Here is a 17,288-nt window from a genome sequence, read left to right as displayed (position 1 = left end):
ATCTTTCTTGTTCATTGATTCATAGGAGATTTGCCATGAGTTCTGTCCTGCTAACCGCCCCCCAAATGAAGACCCTGATGGATACCGAGCCAACAGTGGTCATTGATGCCCGAAACCCAGACGCTTATGCCGCCGGCCATATTCCCGGTGCGGTCAATATCCATGACATTTTTACCTTTCTGGCAACGTCCTCGCCCGAGGGATTGGAAGAATTGAAAGTGAAATTCGCCGAAACATTCGGCAAGGCTGGATTGTCTGGCAAAGAAACGGCGATCATCTACGAAGATGCAATGAATACAGGTTTTGGCATGTCGTGCCGTGGTTATTTCCTGTTGAGCTACTTCGGTTATCCGAAGGTGAATATTCTGCATGGCGGTTATCAAGCCTGGCTCGCAGAATCGCTGCCAGTCTCAACGGAGGTGCCGACACCTATCCCCGCTAGCTTCCCGCTGATCGATACGGGCACTGATCTTATGATCGGTAAGGATGAGATTCTGGCTGCTCTGGACAGCGAGAGCCCCGTTTTACTTGATGTACGGGACATCGATGAGTGGATCGGGACCAGTTCCTCCCCCTACGGCAAAGATTTTTGCCCGCGCAAGGGACGACTGCCGGGTGCGGTCTGGATAGAGTGGTATCGCCTCATGAAGCCGGGCGCCGTACCGATGTTCAAGGCGCCGGAAGAAGTGCTGGCAGAGTGTGCCACCGTCGGTATCTCTAAGGATACGCCGGTGTATCTCTACTGCTTCAAAGGTGCGCGCGCATCCAATACCCTGGTCGCTTTGAAGTCAGCCGGTATCGAGAACGTGAAACTTTACTTCGGATCTTGGAACGAATGGTCTCGCGATCCGTCCCTGCCAATCGAGGAAGGCTTGCCATACGCCGTCGCCTGAACGGGGAGTCCTTGATTGGCGTCATTCGTGCAGAACCCAGGTTGCGCACCGTTGAGCGATTAGTGGTTGGTAGGGTTGGGTGAAACGGCCCTAAGAGAACCGCCCTTGGCTTATGATTGAGGGTGTTCTATCGCAAGAGGAATCAGTGATGAACATGCTCATAACGATTATGCACGACTTGGCCGCCGTTCTCTGGATAGGCGGCATTTTCTTCGCTTTCATGGTGCTGCGGCCGGTGAGCACGATGTTCGAACCGCCCCAGCGGTTGCAACTTTGGAGCACTGTCTTCGCACGGTTTTTTCCTTGGGTCTGGTTCTTCATCGTGATACTGGTAACCACCGGTTATGTTGATTTGTTCACTCGTTTTGACGGCTCTCTAACGCAAGCATATCTTGTGGCGATGCAGGTGATTGGTTGGATCATGATCTTGCTGTTTGCCTGGCTGTCGTTTGTGCTGGTTGTAAGGTTGCATCGGGCCGTCAGTGAGCAGCGCTGGCCGGATGCCGCTGCGGCCATGAAGCCCATCCGCCAGATCATGGCGATCAACCTGGCGCTGGGCATTCTGATCATCCTGATCGGCGTGGCCGGTCCGATTCTCTGAAAGGCGCCCGCTCCACGCATAATCTATTGAGCCAGCAGCCCCAAGCGTTCCAGCCGATAGCGGAATTGACGTGGCGTCATGCCAAGCGTCATTGCAGCCCGAGTCTTGTTTCCACCGGTTTGACGCAAGGCGTCGAGCAGGCCTTGGGTTTCATCGGCACGCACCCAACCGTAACCACGCTGAGTCGGTTGATGCGATTTTGAAGGCAGTGATGGGGGCTCGATCGGTGCGACAGATTTTGTCGAGCCTGCTTCCAGATGCTCTCCGATATGCGATTCGTGCTGCAGGATCAAAATCACATCGTCGATTGTGATCTCTCGGTTCTGCGCGATCAGAACGGCTCGTTTAACAATATTTTCCAGCTGGCGTATGTTGCCAGGCCAGTTGTAGCCATCCAGTCGCTCCAGCACGCCGGGGCCGAATACCGTATTACGGTCAAATTCATGATTGGCCCGTTGCAGGAAGTGCCGTGCCAGATGACTTACATCACCCCCTCGTTCCCGCAGCGGTGGCAGATGGATGGGGAACACATTCAAGCGATAAAACAGATCGATTCGGAATTGCCCTTCATTGACAGCCTTCTGCAGGTTTTTATGTGTGGCCGCAATGATACGAACATTAACCGGTATATCCTGAGTACCGCCCACGCGCTTTATTGCCCGTTTCTCAAGCACATGCAGCAGCTTAGACTGTAAATCGAGCGCCAGATCACCGATTTCGTCGAGGAACAATGTTCCATTGTTGGCCAATTCGATGATCCCTTGTTTCTTGACCACCGCACCGGTGAAGGCGCCCTTCTCATGGCCGAATAATTCCGATTCGAGCAATGCCTCTGGAATGGCCGCGCAGTTAATGGCCATGAACGGTCCGTCGCGCAGCTGACTGGTGATATGCACTAAGCGAGCGAAGCGTTCTTTGCCGGTGCCTGATTCGCCGGTGAGAAGCACGGTCGCCTGAGTCGGGGAAACATGCAGGGCCTGTCGTAGTGCGTGACGTAGAGCTGGGCTTTCGCCCAGGATGCCGTGGGTGCCTTCGGTCTTCTGATCCAACGCTTGTTTAAGGGCACGGTTCTCGTCGGCCAGCAGAGCGGTCTTTTCTTCAATGAGTCGACTCAGGCTCAGAATTTGTGCAATCAGTGTCGCTAATACCTGCAACAGATTGATATCTCTACTGAAGGGGCGTTTGCGTCCGCGAAGTCGGTGGGCCCCGAGCACACCAAGTGGTGTGTTGTTATAGAGGATGGGAACGGCCAAGAAGGCTACAGTTTCCTGTGGTAGGGTACCGCGTTCCACGGCTCGTGTCAGATAGACCGGTTCGTCGTCAATATTCTGGACGACGGCGACTTGTCTGGTCTGCATGACACGCCCGGTAACGCCTTCGCCGATGACATAGTGCCCCCGCGCTCGCTCTGGCGGGGTTAGCCCATAGGAATAGCGAATGCTTAGGGTGTCCATGTCGTCGTCTTTCAGCGTGACGCGCCCACGATTCAGGCCGATCATCTGTGACATCAGCCGCAGGATGCCGTTAATGGCCTCATCGGCAGTGCCATTGTGCGTCATCAAGCGCGAAGCTTCGTAGATGATCAGGAGTTCGACATCTTCATCTGCATTTGTTGTCGTGGTTGGTTTGATTGAGATAGTCATTATTGGCTGTGTTCCTCAAAACAATACTAAACATTGAGCAAGATGCAGGCCAAAGAGTTGATTGCTTTGTAAGACATTGTTCGACAATGTGTGATGACTTGGATTGGTTCAATGTTCAATTCGACCCGCACTGATAATTGTCAAATGGTTTTGTTTACGCACCATATTGGTTCTTAAATATTGTTAAATCCTGGTTTGGGGCGCTTTTGACAAATTCTTTTCAGAGGGTTTAATGACCGGTGCTTATTTGGCATGAGGATTGCGTTCTTATGTGTTGACTGACTCATAACCCATCGGGAGACCGCTCATGTCTGCTTTTAAAAACCCCTTCGATCCGACCATTCGCTTCAAGAAAGGCTGCTCATGCGGCCAACATGCCAGTCAGTCAGAGCATGATGCGCAAGCCGCCTCCACACCAGAACCTAGGGAAGAAGAATCCGCGCTCAACCGTGTAATAGAATCGACGCTCGTGCGCTCGATTTTCCCCCACGATGAAACACGGCGTAACTTCTTGAAGGCGGTTGGTGCGGGAACCGCCATGGCTGCATTATCCAGCCTGTTTCCCCTCGGCGCCGCACAAGCCTTGGCTGCCGAGGGCGGTCCATTGGAGAAAAAAAATCTCAAGGTAGGTTTTGTTCCTATTACTTGTGCTACGCCAATCATCATGGCCAAACCCATGGGTTTCTATGAGCGGGAAGGCCTGAATGTCGACATTATCAAAACGGCCGGTTGGGCATTAGTGCGGGACAAGGTTTTGAATAATGAATATGACGCCTCGCACATGCTCTCACCCATGCCTATCGCCGCTAGCATGGGATTGGGTTCCAAAACGAATGAAACCTTTGTCGCTACCATCCAGAACATCAATGGTCAGGCGATTACCATGCACATTAAGCACAAAGACAACCGCGACCCTAAAAATTGGAAGGGTATGAAATTCGGGATTCCCTTTGATTATTCCATGCATAACATGCTCTTACGCTACTACCTCGCCGAGCATGGCATTGATCCAGACAAAGATGTTCAACTCACCATCATTTCTCCGCCCGACATGGTTGCCAACCTGCGTGCAGGCAATATAGATGGCTTCCTCGGGCCTGAGCCATTTAATCAACGGGCTGTATACGAAGGCTTTGCTTTTATCCAGGTTTTATCAAAAGACATCTGGGACGGTCACCCCTGCTGTGCTTTTGGGGTAACCGAGAGTTTCGTCAAGGAAAACCCCAATACCTTCTCTGCGCTGTTTCGAGCGATTGCCAATGCTACGGTGTATGCCCACAAGCAGGAAAACCGGCCGGCTATTATTGAGGCTATTGCACCTGCCAATTATCTGAATCAGCCAATTCCCGTGCTGCAACAGGTTATGACCGGCAAGTTTGCGGATGGTCTGGGTAACATTCGGGACGTACCCGGGCGGGCCGATTTTGACCCGTTCCCCTGGCAGTCGATGGGGGTCTGGATGCTGACCCAACTTAAGCGCTGGGGGTATATCAAGCAGGACATCGACTACAAACAAATCGCCGAACAGGTTTTTTTGGCCACTGATGCCCGTACTCGTCTGCGGGAAATGGGCCTGAGCGCACCAGATTCGAACTATGAAAACCATACCATCATGGGCAAAGTTTTCGACCCCAGTCAGCCTAAGGCCTACCTCGATTCATTTAGTATTCGGAGAACCTGAACATGAGCCCGTCCCTGAACCTGCGCGCCGGGCTGGTATCCATCGTGCTGTTATTGGCATTTGTGGGCGTTTGGCAACTGGCTACCCAACCCAAAGCGTCAAGTGCGCCAGCCTATGCTGATCCGGAATATGCCGCGATGATGGGTACGGCAACTACGAAGGCCGCCGGATTACCCACGCCAGATGCTGTAGGCCAGACCCTGCTGCATCAACTCGCTAACCCGTTTTACGATAACGGCCCCAACGACAAGGGAATCGGCATCCAGCTGTCTTGGTCTTTGGGGCGGGTTCTGGCGGGTTTTCTGCTCGCAGTGATTGTGGCCATTCCGCTTGGTTTTTTGATTGGTATGTCGCCACTGGTGTTCAAGGCGCTCAACCCTTACATTCAATTGCTTAAGCCGATTTCGCCACTGGCATGGATGCCGCTCGCGCTTTATACCATCAAGGATGCCAATGCATCGTCGATTTTTGTGATTTTCATATGTTCCATCTGGCCGATGATGATCAATACCGCGCATGGCGTGGCCTCAGTTAGAAAAGATTGGTTGAACGTGGCCAAAACCCTTGAAGTTACCCCCCTCAAGACAGCAATAACGGTGATCCTGCCTGCCGCCGCACCCACTATCCTGACCGGGATGCGTATTTCTATGGGCATTGCCTGGCTCGTCATCGTCGCGGCAGAAATGCTGGTCGGTGGTACCGGAATCGGTTACTTCGTCTGGAACGAATGGAATAACCTTAATCTGGCCAATGTGATTTTTGCCATCTTCATGATAGGTGTCGTCGGCATGTTGCTGGATGCAATATTTGGTGCGCTAACTCGTTTTGTGGCCTACCAGGAGTAATAACATGAGCCAAGCTTTCCTTAAAGTCGAAGGACTCAAGAAAATATTTCCTGGAGTTTCGGGTGGTGACGACGTGACGGTTTTCGACAATATCCATTTCGAGGTGCAGCGCGGTGAGTTTATTTGCATCATCGGCCACTCGGGTTGCGGCAAATCGACGATTCTCAATGTGCTAGCGGGTCTTGACTCAGCCAGCGGGGGCAACGTATTCATGGATGGACGGGAAGTTTCCGGCGCCAGCCTCGACCGAGGGGTGGTATTCCAAAGTCATGCCTTGATGCCTTGGCTTACCGTAGAGCAAAACGTGGCATTTGCTGTGAAATCTCGCTGGCCGCAGTGGGGCAAGGAGGCAGTTCAGACGCATTGTGTTAAGTATCTGGAATTGGTCGGATTGAAGCATGCGCTGAATAAAAAACCGCACCAACTTTCGGGTGGCATGAAACAACGTGTGGGTATTGCCCGCGCCTTTGCTATCGAACCTAAAATGCTGCTGATGGATGAACCCTTCGGTGCACTTGATGCATTGACACGCGGCGTAATCCAAGATGAGCTCGTGAAGATCTGTGCAGCGACTCGGCAGACCGTATTCATGATCACCCATGATGTCGATGAAGCTATTTTACTGGCGGACAAAATCCTTCTAATGTCCAACGGACCATATGCCAAAATAGCCGAAATCGTGGAGAATCCACTGGAACGTCCGCGTTTGCGCACAGAAATGCACCATAACCCGCATTTCTATACCCTGCGGAATCATATGGTCGATTTTCTGGTTAGCCGTTCACACAAGATTGCCGAGGGCGATTTGCCAGAGAATTACGATCCACAGCACCCACCGATGATCAGGCCGATGAATCTCGCGACAGCATAAGCCGTCTAAGTTTATTTGCCGCCCGAACGCCCACCCCGGCCACCGCCGGGTTTGCGAGGGGCAACTTTGGCCGCGGGCCGGGCCGAAAGGGCGCTTTTACGGCTGTTGGCTTTGGCGACGGTTTTGGGGGCAGCGGTTTTGGCTGCCGGACGGGCCGTACTTTTTGCTGCACCTTTGGCCGAATTTCTGGCTGTGGTTTTAGTGGTGGTGGCTTTGGCCGCAGGCTTGCCTGCTTTAACAGAGGTCGCGGGCGGCGTGTTGCCCGATGCGGCTTCGTCGCGGGCGCGCCGTTCGGCATTGGCGGCCGATTTGCGCTTCATGCCCGCAATCTGACGTTCTTCTTTCTTGGCCTTGAAGCGTTGCAGCGGCGTGCGGATATCGTATTTGCCTTCATAGGGGTTGCTGTCGGTGCGGAATTCCAGCCGAATCGGGGTGCCCATGAGTTGGAATTCCTTGCGGAACCAGCCCTCGAGGTAACGTGAATAGTTGCCCGGCAATCGGTCGGTTTGCTTGCCGTGGATGACGATGATCGGCGGGTTGCTGCCCCCTTGATGGGCATAACGCAGCTTGATGCGGCGGCCATGAATCAATGGCGGTTGATGCGCGAACACAGCGGCTTCCAGCGAGCGGGTGAGCACATTGGTGCTGATGTCGCGCATGGCGGCCAAGTAAGCCTTGTCCACGCTTTCGAACAAATGCCCCACGCCGGTGCCGTGCAATGCCGAGATGAAATGCATCTCGGCGTAGTTGATGAAATCGAGCCTCAGGTCGATCTGCCGTTTGACCTCGGCGCGCGCGTAGTCGGTCAGGTTGTCCCATTTGTTGATGGCGATAACGAGTGCGCGGCCCCGGTCGTGGATAAAGCCGAGCAGATGCTGATCCTGTTCGCTGATGCCTTCGTGGGCGTCGCAGACCAAAATGACCACATTGGCCGCTTCGATCGCTTGCAGGGTTTTGACGATGCTGAATTTCTCGATCATCTCGTTGACGCGCGCCCGGCGGCGCACGCCCGCGGTGTCGATCAGCGTGTATGCCTTGCCGTTCTGCTCGAAGGGAATGTAGATGCTGTCGCGCGTGGTGCCGGGTTGATCGAAGGCCAACACGCGATCTTCACCAAGCAGGCGATTGGTGAGCGTGGATTTGCCCACGTTCGGTCGGCCGATCAGCGCCACGCGAATGGTTTTTTCGTCGTATTCCGGCTCTTCATCCATCACGGCCAATTTATCGGCCAGTCTCACCAGAACCGCATCCCACAAGGTGCTGATGCCGCGACCGTGCGAGGCTGTGGTGAATACCGGCTCGCCCAAGCCGAGGCGCGCAAATTCGGCCTGCACTAGCGATTCATCCACGCCATCGACCTTGTTGACCACGAGTTGAATCGGCTTGCTCGAACGGCGCAGCTTCTCCGCGATTTCCTGATCGGCCACCGTCAGGCCCGCCCGCGCATCGACCATGAACACCACGCAGTCGGCTTCCTCGATTGCTGCCCAGGCTTGATCCTGCATCAATGCCTCGATGCCGCCGCGCTCGCCGGTCAGCCCGCCGGTGTCGATGACGATGAAGTCGCGTCCTTCGTGTTCGGCCGAACCGTATTGGCGATCACGTGTCAGCCCGGCGTAATCGGCCACCAGCGCCGCGCGCGAACGCGTCATCTGGTTGAACAGGGTGGACTTGCCGACATTGGGCCGTCCGACTAAAGCAATCACAGGTTTCATGGGGAATCCATCAATCTCGCCAGGCACATTCAGGCCGAATCATGCCGCGCTCACTTGCGCCCATGATCCGGATATTGCGCGCGATTATCGCAGCCTTGGGCAAATAATGCTGAATTATCCTTGCCCTGCGCTTCCATTCGCCTATCGCCTATCGCCTATCGCCTATGGCCTATGGCCTATGGCCTATGGCTTGGGGTGGCTTAACTCCGCCCCACCCAAACTTGCTGTGCATTCACGAACATCTTGATGCCGTGCGCGCCGAGCTCGCGGCCATAGCCGGAACGTTTGGTGCCGCCGCTCGGCAGCCGAGGGTCTGTTTTAACGATGCCGTTGATCGCAACTTGGCCCGATTCGATGTCGGCGGCCATGGCAATTGCCGCCGCTGTGTTGGCTGTCCAGATGGCCGCGCCCAGGCCATAGGGCGTGTCGTTGGCGATGCGCAAAGCCTCATCGGCATCTTTTGCGGCCATGGCGACGGCAACCGGGCCGAAGGTTTCCTCGCAGCTGACCACCATATCCGGGCCCACATCGGCCAGCAGGGTGACCGGATAAAAGAAACCCTCGCCTTCGGGTAGTGTGCCGCCCAGCAAACATCGCGCGCCCGCTTCAATGGATGCGGTGACTTGGCGGTGCAGGTTATCTCGTAAATCGGTGCGGGCAATGGGGCCGACATCAGTGGTTTCCAGATGCGGATCGCCGAGTTTTAACCGCTCAAAACGGGTTTTGAGTTTGTCCAGAAACGATTCGTACACCGATTGCTCGATGATGATCCGCTTGGCGGCAATGCAGGATTGCCCGGCGTTGATGATGCGCGAGAGCACGATGGTGTCGGCGGCTTTGTCGAGGTCGGCATCGGCCAATACGATCACAGGATCAGAGCCACCGAGTTCGAGCACGGCGGGTTTGATCTGCGCGGCGGCGGTGGCTGCGACGATGGAACCGGCCCGGTCGGAACCCGTGAACGAGACCGCGCGCACCTGTTCATTATTGATGGCGGCGGCGATATCCGGCGTATCGAGCGGCAGGTTTTGAAACACACCATCGGGCGCACCGGCACGCGTGAAAACATCCGCGATGGCAGCGGCGCAGGCAGGCACATGGCCGTCGTGTTTCATCAGGCAGGTGTTGCCTGCCATCAAGGCGGGCGCGGCAAACCGGAAGGCCAGCCAGAACGGTGCATTCCACGGCAAAATGCCCAGCACGGGGCCAATCGGCAAGTATTGCACGTAGCTGATCAGCGCGTCTGAAGGCACCATCTCGGGCGCCAGATAGCCTTCGGCGTGGCTGGCGTAATGCTCGGCACACCAGGCCGATTTAAGCACTTCACCTCGGGCCTCGCGGAGTGGTTTGCCCATTTCTTCGACCATGGGCAGGGCCAGCGATTCGACCTCTTCGCGCATGATTTGAGCGACGCGGCGCAGCAAGTCGGCACGCGTTGCCATGCTGGTTTTGCGCCAGTGTGTGTACGCCTCGGCTGAGGCGGATATGGCGGCATCACGCTCGGTGGCGTTCAAGAACGGGAATGAATGCAGCGGTTGTCCGGTGGTTGGGTTGATTACTTGAAAACTCATACGGCTTCACGCTCCTTTTTGCCGGTAGAGCGGCTCTTCTTGTTTTTGCCTTCTTTGCTGGCGATGGGGGTGACGTTTTGCGGCACCATGATTTCAAGTGGCGGCGATGGTGGCAGCGCTTTCTTGCCTTCCTCCGGTTTGATCACAAAGTCCTGATCCAGCGTGAAGAACGATTCGCACCCATCCTTGGTGATGTAAATGGTATCGGAGATGCCGCATGTCTTGTCGCCGTCCACGCCCCATGCCCAGGGGATGATGTGGAAGGTCATGCCCTCGCGCAGGACGGTTTTGTCGCCGTGCATCAGGCTTAAAATGTAGCCCTCGTCCCAGCTCGGCGGAAATGCGATGCCAATCGAATAGCCGGAGCGGGTAATGAGTTTGCCGTGCTTGTCGTCGACCGTCATGATGCTGCGCACGAGGTTGTCGGCATCGGAAACCGTCACGCCGGGGCGGATCAGCGCCTTGACCTGCTCGAGTGCCAGCTTCATTCGTTCCTGTGCCTGCATCATGTAATCGGTCGGTTCGCCCAGCACGGCGGTGCGCATCATGGCTGTGTGATAGCGCCGGTAACAGCCGCCGACTTCCATGAACACATGCTCGCCGGGCTGCACCACGCGGCCTTCCCAGGTGGCATGACCGATCATGGTGCGCGGCCCGGAGGTGACATAGGGCATCACCGCAGGCGCTTCGCCACCGGCACGGAACATGGCCGCCGAAATTTCCGCGGCGATTTCGTTTTCGGTGACCCCGGCGCGGCAAGCATCAAGCCCGGCTTTCATGCCCGCCTCGGTCGCGATAGCTGCTTTGCGCATGATCTCGATCTCAACGCTGGATTTGGTGCGCCGACCGCATTCGACAATGCCAAAGCAGTCCTGCAATCGGGCATCGGTCAGGCTGGTCCGCAGCGAATCCTGTTGGTAGGCCGGGAAAAAATAGCTGTTGCGCTCGTAACCCAGCGTCTTGTGCGACAGGCCGAATTCCTTGAGGCTGGAAACGAGCATCTGGATCGCGTCGCCCCCATCGGGGAAGGGGCGCGTCAGTTCGACCCAGGTACGGGCGATCACATTGGATTCTTCCATGTTGCGGGTGATCATGAACGGCTCGTCTTCCAGCGGCACGACCAGCGCCTGGAAAAAGGAATAGCCCGTGGTCTGATAATCGGTCAGATACATCAGGTTTTCCGGGTCGGTGATGATGACGGCATCAAGCAATCGTTCCTGCATCCGGGTGCGCAATTCGTTCAGCCGACGAGTGTATTCCCCCATCGGAAAAGTCATGTCATCGCGTTGTCTCATGAGGCGAGCTCCTCTTGTTTGGCCGGTTCTTCGGCCATCTGACTGTCCACGGCCTGTGCGAACAGGGCCAGACCTTCGTGCAAATCGTCATCGGGGATGGTCAGCGGCGGGATCAGCTTGATCACCTGCCCGCGTGAACCGCACACGGCGGCCAGCAAGCCGCGTTCAAAACAGGCGCTGGCAATGGCTTTCGACAGCTCGCCGCTTGGAAACTCGATGGCCTGCATCATGCCGCGCCCACGCACCGCACAAACGGGGTATTTTTTCGCAATGGCCATCAGCGCTTCGGCAATGATGTTGCCCTTGCGTTCGGTATCCGCCATGAAGGCGGGATCATCAAAATAACCCAGCGCGACCGTGCCGGCGATAAACGATAAATCCTGCCCTCGGAACGTGCCGGTGTGCTCGCCGGGCGCCCAGTGTTTGTCGTGTTCGGGTTTGTTGAGATTCATCGCCATCGGCGTGCCAAAACCACCAATGCCCTTGGCCAGCGTGATGATGTCTGGGTCCAGCCCGAACGACTCGAAACTGAAATATGGGCCAGTGCGTCCACAGCCGACCTGAATATCGTCAACGATGAACAGTGCGCCCAGTTCCCGAGCCAATTGCTGCACCCCGAGCAGCCATTCTTGGCTGGCGATGCGCACGCCGCCTTCGGCCTGAATGGTTTCTACCAAAAATGCGGCCGGTTTGGCCACGCCCGAGGCGGGGTCGGTATAAATGTCGCGCATGCGTTCGAGCGAGCTCATGCCGCATCCCAGTTTGCAACCGGGGCACAGCGTTTCGCAGCCAAAGGCCATGTGCGTGATGTTATTGAGCGGTACGCCCGCGGCATTGCGAAAATGCGCGTTGCTGGTGGCGGCCAGCGAGCCGAGCGTCATGCCATGAAACGCGTGATGGAAGGCGACTACATTTTCTCGCCCCGTCACGCGTCGGGCCAGTTTGAGCGCGGCCTCGACCGCGTTGGTTCCAGTTGGCCCGACAAACTGGAGCCGATAATCCATCTGACGGGGTTTGAGAATGGTATCCACGAATTTTTTGATGAACGCGCGCTTGGCCGTGGTGTACATATCCAGACTGTGGGCCACACCGTCGTTCTGTATGTACTCGATCAGCGCTTCTTTCATCTTGGGGTTGTTGTGACCGAAATTGAGGACGCCGGCACCGGCGAAAAAATCAAGATAAGTTTTGCCTGATTCGTCGGTTTGACGGGCATTGCTGGCGGTTTTGAATACGGTGGGCGTCGCCCGGCAGTAGGCGCGGATTTCGGATTCCCATTCCTCAAAAATTTGCATGTGACTCTCCTGGACAGGGGTGAATGTCGGTGCATGCGGGGAGATTCCGGACGCACCACGAGCAGGCCCATCGACGATGGGCGTGGTGTGTTCCCCTGGTGTTCCAGTTGTCCTGGTTGGTGTTGGGTGGCGGGGACCACACCGATAGCGGTGGAATTTCAGGTTTTCCTGACGATTCCTGAGCAGCCATTGACTAATGGCGGATGAGCAGTAATTGCGCGATTACAGTAAAGTGCGACACTCAACGGTCGCAGTCGTTCCCTCGTGGCCCGTATTCGGGCGGCACACCCACTAGTGAAGCAAGAATGCGACCAACCGGATCGATCAAGCGGTCGTTGAAATCGTACTGCGGGCTGTGGCAGGGGGCGTGATGACCTTGTCCATCGTCCGCGCCGACGAGCGCGAAGGCACCCGGAATATGCGCGAGGTAATAGCTGAAATCTTCGGAGGCCATGATCGGGGTCGGCAAGCGGTGATCGCACCAATGTGGGCCAAGCACCTGTTCGAGCGTGCCACGATAGTGCGCGGCGGGTGCCGCGTGATTGACGGTGGCCTGATAGCGCGGCATGACCGTCACGTTCGCCTGAACACCGTAGCTTTGCGCGGTGGCTTGGGCGATTTCCCCGATCATGCCGCCGATCTCGGCACGTAGCGCGGTATCGCCGACGCGGATACTGCCTGCCAGCCGAGCGGTTTGGGGGATCACGGTGATGCCGCTCGGTGCGTCGATCGAGGTCACGCTCACTACCGCGGCAGATTGCGGAGGAAGGCGACGCGAGACGATCTGTTGCAAATTCAGGGTGAGCGCCGCCGCCGCCACGACCGGATCGCGGCACAACTCCGGTTGGCTGGCATGACCGCCCCGTCCGGTCAGTTCAATCTCGAATATGCCGTTGGCCGCCATGACGGGGCCATCCGGGCACAGGGCCTGCCCGAAGGCAATGGCGGGCCAGTTGTGCCAGCCGAAAATCCAGTCCACCCCATCGAGCGCGCCGTCCTCGATCATCACCCGGGCGCCATGGCCGCCTTCCTCAGCGGGTTGAAACAACAGGCTCACCGGCCCTGCCAGCGCCGATTCGTTGGTTTTGAGCCAGCGCGCTACGGCCATTAAGGTGGCGGTGTGGCCGTCATGCCCACAGGCATGCATCACACCGGGCGTTTGGGAGATCCAATCAACGGCGGTTTGCTCGGTAATGGGCAGCGCATCGATATCACCGCGCAACGCGATGTGTCGGCCGGACGCATTCGGTGCCAGCGTGGCCACCGTGCCGGTGCCCGCGCAGGCGCGCCATGGAATATCGAGCGCCTTGAGTTCCGATCGGATGATTTGCGCCGTGCCGTGTTCCTGCCAGCTCAGCTCCGGTGATCGGTGTAACCGATGCCGGAGCAGCGTGGCTTCCTGAACGTTTTGAGCCCAAGTGGACGACATAAATTTCCTTGGTGGTACAGCGTGCATGGTGCCGGATGAGCCGCTTCATTGAGCAAGATGACGACCCATGCGCCTTTTTACTTAAGCACAGCAGCAATGCAATGGCAACCCGAAAGGGTCTAGGGGGCGGGTGGGCGTTGGGCTTCGGGGCGATGAAGCACCCAGCCTTCAGGCGAGTAGGCCAAAATGAGACGAACGGGCGTCTTATCCGTCTGAGTGAAACTGGGTATCGGTTCTGGAAGCCATGAATTCAGCCAGTCGACCATTGGATTGATAAGCGGTGCTTGCATGATGGCACCCCCGAACTGAAGTTGAACCTGAGCCTGCCAATCGGCTTGTGACTGCTTGTGCTGCTGGCGACTTGTCAGCGGGTCCAGTCCGGCGAACTGAGGCCCGAATGCCTTGCCGGTTATATCCATGTTGCCCGTGGGCGTTTGCCACCGCAGGGCATCGAGGCGAATTTCGGCCGACTGCAAGGAACTCAGTACGGGTGCCAGAACCTGTCCGCTGGTTATTGTTTCCGTGCTGAACAGCAGGTGTCGCCCCAGAGCGGCAAAGCGCTCTGCAAAATCGGGATCGGCCGCGTAGACGGCAAAGGCCAGTTGTCCGCCCCCGAGGTGCCGGCCATTGAGCTGAAGTGCGTCCAGCGCACCGGAACCGATCACATCCCACTGGCCGCCGGATAAATCCGGCATTAAGCGGATGCGCCACTGGAAATGATCGATCAAGCCACTGGTGGACGAACCGATGAACATGGACGAGGGGATGGATGTCTCGGTTGAGGCGGCCATCGCGGACGAGATCTTGCCCCAACCGATTCGCCGGATATCGATGCCGAGTTCACCATCCAGCCCATGCCAGAAGGCATCTTTGGCCTTGGCGCGTTGGTGCAGACGAAGGTCAATCAAGGTCCGACCGAACAAAAAACGATGACTGGGGGTGATTACTTGCCAGCCGGGCAGATTCAGTGTGCCTTGCCAAGCGCGGCCTGATCGGTCGTAAACGAGTTGGTTGCTGTCGGCATCGCCGGCGGCCCAATTGAAACGGACGAGGCCCAGGCTTTCCACTTGCCCTGTGATTTCGATGGCTCGATCCGGCAAATTTCTGATCTGCACCGGGCTATCTGGATCCATCTGCACGGCGAAGGTCGCCCAGCCCCATTGCCTGCCCGCCGGACTGGACCAGCCGAAAGGTCGGGGAAAAACCCGTGCGTCGAGTACCACGGGCTCGGTCGCCCAGTCAGGTTGCCAGTAAAGCCGATAATGGCGTTGGTACAGGCTGCGTTCTTCACGCTCCAGTGTCCAGTCCGGGTGATCGGAAACCCAGCCACTTAAGGATTTATCCAGCCGCACACCAGTCTGGTAAGGCAGCACATACAACCACAGGGCAACCAGCAACCCAGTCAACGTCAGCCCACGCCATAGCCATAACCTGCTGCGTCGCGGTGCGGCAGGCGTTTGTTCGAGCTCGGGTGTTGTGCGGAGGGTTTCCATGAGGCAAGCATACCGTACAAACAAAAAGGACCGCTGAGCGATCCTTTGTTTGTGTCTATTCGCGTTCGCGAAAGGGCTTTAGGGCAGATCAAATACGATCAGATCACCGTCACGAGTGACAGCGGCCACCACATTGTTTTCGGTCCGCATCGGGTCGATCAACCCGCCGCTGACGCGCAGACGGCCAACGATGGCACCGGTTTGCGGGTCGAGTACATGCAGATAGCCTTCCTTGTCGCCCACCACGAGCTTGCCGTTACTGAGCGCAGGCCCGGTGACACCGCGATAAGCCAGAGCGGACTGACGCCAGAGTGGCTCGCCTGTACGGCGATCCAGCGCCCAGACGATACCGCTCGCATCGGTGGCATACAGCGCATTCTGGTCGATGCTCATGTCGGTGAAGCCGGAGAACTTGCGACTCCAGATGGTTTGTCCGCCCTTGGCATTGATGGCTGCAATCCGGCCTTGATAAGTTGCGACATAAAAAACGGCATCCGCGAACAACGGCGTGGCATCGATATCCACCATGCGGTCGATCTCGGTACGGCCCATGGGAAGGGCAACCTGGTTTTTCCATAGTTGACGACCATCGGCCCGCGACAGGATCGCAAGCTCGCCATCGTCGTAACCGACGGCAATCGCATCCGGGAACAACAGGGCACGGCTTTGCCCCTGAAGCGTCATATCGGGCTCGTTATGACTGACGGACCAGACCGTGCTGCCGTCTTTTGAGTTGAGTAGGGTAATGCTGCCGTCTTTTGATCGAACGGCCACATGGGTGTCGCCCACCGAGGGTGCCGCTTCAACGGCAGTCGATACCGTTGCCTGCCAGAGTTTTTTGCCGCTATCAACGGCGAGCGCAACCACCTTGCCGGTATCCGAACCGAACACCACTATCGAGTCGTTCGCGCCGCCGCCAACGCTGATGGGCATATCCAGTTCGGCTTCCCACAGCCGTTTGCCGGATTTGAGGTTGTAGGCAAAAACATCGCCCTTGGCATCGGCAACGATCACGCGATCGCCGGATTCAACCGGGGCAATTCGCAGCAGATCATCTTTTTGATCACTGCCCGCGCTCGCTTCCCACAGGATTTTGGGCGGGAACTTGTTGTCGATTTGCGTCAAGGGCGTTGGCTTGACCAGTTCCCGCGTGGATGAGCACCCGGCGAGCACGCCAATGGCAAGTGGGATTAGCAGCAGGCGCGCGGCGTGCTGGAAGACATTTGATGAAGTCATGATCACGATTTCTCCTTGCCGGATGCTGTCGGTGAGGAAGTGGCGACAGAGGCTGCCGGCAGGTTGTCCAGTTTGATTTGTACCATGGTATTTGCCGAGTCAGGTGCCGCGAGTACCTGTTCATAGGCGGCGCGGGCCGCGGCCCAGTTTTTCTGGCTGGCCTGAATGTCGCCTGTCAATTCGGTGAACATGGACTCATAGGCTTTGGGCGGGGTTTTGGCCTTTAAGGTGGTCAGCGCTTGTTCCGGTTTGTTCTGCGCCCATTGAACCCGAGCCAGACGAAGCTGGGCCAGAGCGGCGAGAGACGGCTGTTTCGCGTGCTGCATGGCGTCATTCAGGTAGATGGCAGCCTTGGCCGGGTCGTTTTGCGACATGGCTTCATGTGCGCCGATCATCAGGGCCAGTGTGGCGTACACCGAACCCTGATCGGATTCGGCGAGCTTACGTGCGGCCTCCATGGCTTGATTCGGCTGATTGGCGGCGCTCAACTGCTCGATCTGATGAAAGGCGATGGCGGCCGCTGTCTGATTTTTCGCCTGCCAGCTTTGCCAGCCTGCCCAAGCAGCCAAGGCAGCCAGACCAAGGATGATGCCGGCGATAATGGTCTTGCCATATTGCGTCCAGAATTCGCGGAGTTTGTCGAGTTGTTCGTCGTCAGTTGCGGTCACGGCTCATCACCTTATTCATGGTTCATGGGTGCGATTCTTATCCAAAATCGCC

13 protein-coding genes and 1 pseudogene are annotated in these 17,288 nt (G+C 56.9%); 5 read left to right on the top strand and 9 right to left on the bottom strand.

Annotated features, from left to right (window positions below; translation table 11 throughout):
• Positions 1 to 35 precede the first annotated feature (35 nt).
• Both HNEAP_RS11015 and HNEAP_RS11010 read left to right on the top strand, forming a co-directional pair.
• Positions 36 to 893, top strand: a complete 858-nt coding sequence (locus tag HNEAP_RS11015) for a sulfurtransferase (RefSeq protein WP_012825057.1) — start codon at positions 36 to 38, stop codon at positions 891 to 893.
• Between the two features lie 148 nt (positions 894 to 1,041).
• Positions 1,042 to 1,494, top strand: coding sequence for a CopD family protein (locus tag HNEAP_RS11010; RefSeq protein WP_012825056.1), 453 nt, complete (start codon positions 1,042 to 1,044; stop codon positions 1,492 to 1,494).
• Between the two features lie 23 nt (positions 1,495 to 1,517).
• Here HNEAP_RS11010 and HNEAP_RS11005 read toward each other — a convergent pair whose 3' ends face one another.
• Positions 1,518 to 3,137: a sigma-54-dependent Fis family transcriptional regulator gene (locus HNEAP_RS11005; protein WP_012825055.1), complete on the bottom strand. Its 1,620-nt coding sequence runs from the start codon at positions 3,135 to 3,137 to the stop codon at positions 1,518 to 1,520.
• A gap of 307 nt (positions 3,138 to 3,444) precedes the next feature.
• Here HNEAP_RS11005 and HNEAP_RS11000 point away from each other — a divergent pair, with 307 nt between their 5' ends.
• From HNEAP_RS11000 to HNEAP_RS10990, 3 genes are read left to right on the top strand one after another with little or no spacing between them, the layout of a single operon-like run.
• On the top strand, positions 3,445 to 4,818 hold the full coding sequence (locus tag HNEAP_RS11000) for an ABC transporter substrate-binding protein (RefSeq protein WP_012825054.1): 1,374 nt from the start codon (positions 3,445 to 3,447) through the stop codon (positions 4,816 to 4,818).
• A 2-nt stretch (positions 4,819 to 4,820) separates the two neighbouring features.
• Positions 4,821 to 5,663, top strand: coding sequence for a nitrate ABC transporter permease (gene ntrB / locus HNEAP_RS10995; protein ID WP_012825053.1), 843 nt, complete (start codon positions 4,821 to 4,823; stop codon positions 5,661 to 5,663).
• A gap of 4 nt (positions 5,664 to 5,667) precedes the next feature.
• Positions 5,668 to 6,534 carry an ABC transporter ATP-binding protein gene (locus HNEAP_RS10990; RefSeq protein ID WP_012825052.1) on the top strand — a complete coding sequence of 289 codons (867 nt, stop codon included), beginning with the start codon at positions 5,668 to 5,670 and terminating at the stop codon, positions 6,532 to 6,534.
• A 320-nt stretch (positions 6,535 to 6,854) separates the two neighbouring features.
• On the opposite strand, the pseudogene der reads toward HNEAP_RS10990, so the two are convergent.
• The 8 genes and pseudogenes from der to HNEAP_RS10950 form a co-directional block, all read right to left on the bottom strand.
• Positions 6,855 to 8,249, bottom strand: a pseudogene (gene der / locus HNEAP_RS10985) (ribosome biogenesis GTPase Der); the annotation flags it as partial.
• A gap of 200 nt (positions 8,250 to 8,449) precedes the next feature.
• The gene (locus tag HNEAP_RS10980) at positions 8,450 to 9,820 is read right to left on the bottom strand and encodes an NAD-dependent succinate-semialdehyde dehydrogenase (protein WP_012825050.1); all 1,371 of its coding nucleotides are present in this window, start codon (positions 9,818 to 9,820) and stop codon (positions 8,450 to 8,452) included.
• On the bottom strand, positions 9,817 to 11,115 hold the full coding sequence (doeA, locus tag HNEAP_RS10975) for an ectoine hydrolase (protein ID WP_012825049.1): 1,299 nt from the start codon (positions 11,113 to 11,115) through the stop codon (positions 9,817 to 9,819). Before doeA ends, HNEAP_RS10980 begins: the two co-directional genes overlap by 4 nt.
• Entirely contained in the window at positions 11,112 to 12,410 is a 1,299-nt protein-coding gene (locus HNEAP_RS10970) for an aspartate aminotransferase family protein (protein ID WP_012825048.1), read from the bottom strand. The genes doeA and HNEAP_RS10970 overlap by 4 nt, the downstream gene beginning before the upstream one ends.
• A gap of 241 nt (positions 12,411 to 12,651) precedes the next feature.
• Positions 12,652 to 13,839, bottom strand: coding sequence for a N(2)-acetyl-L-2,4-diaminobutanoate deacetylase DoeB2 (doeB2, locus tag HNEAP_RS10965; protein ID WP_012825047.1), 1,188 nt, complete (start codon positions 13,837 to 13,839; stop codon positions 12,652 to 12,654).
• A 119-nt stretch (positions 13,840 to 13,958) separates the two neighbouring features.
• Positions 13,959 to 15,332 (bottom strand): YdgA family protein, encoded by a 1,374-nt coding sequence (locus tag HNEAP_RS10960; protein ID WP_012825046.1) that lies wholly within the window; start codon positions 15,330 to 15,332, stop codon positions 13,959 to 13,961.
• A gap of 78 nt (positions 15,333 to 15,410) precedes the next feature.
• Positions 15,411 to 16,568 (bottom strand): outer membrane protein assembly factor BamB, encoded by a 1,158-nt coding sequence (bamB, locus tag HNEAP_RS10955; protein WP_012825045.1) that lies wholly within the window; start codon positions 16,566 to 16,568, stop codon positions 15,411 to 15,413.
• Positions 16,569 to 16,570: 2 nt separating this feature from the next.
• Positions 16,571 to 17,236 (bottom strand): YfgM family protein, encoded by a 666-nt coding sequence (locus HNEAP_RS10950; protein WP_012825044.1) that lies wholly within the window; start codon positions 17,234 to 17,236, stop codon positions 16,571 to 16,573.
• Between the last annotated feature and the right edge of the window lie 52 nt (positions 17,237 to 17,288).

The organism is Halothiobacillus neapolitanus c2 (assembly GCF_000024765.1).
GTDB classification, from domain to species: Bacteria; Pseudomonadota; Gammaproteobacteria; order Halothiobacillales; family Halothiobacillaceae; genus Halothiobacillus; species Halothiobacillus neapolitanus.
The sequence above is the reverse complement of the archived record's forward strand: the minus strand, read 5'-3'. Positions and strand labels throughout refer to the sequence as shown.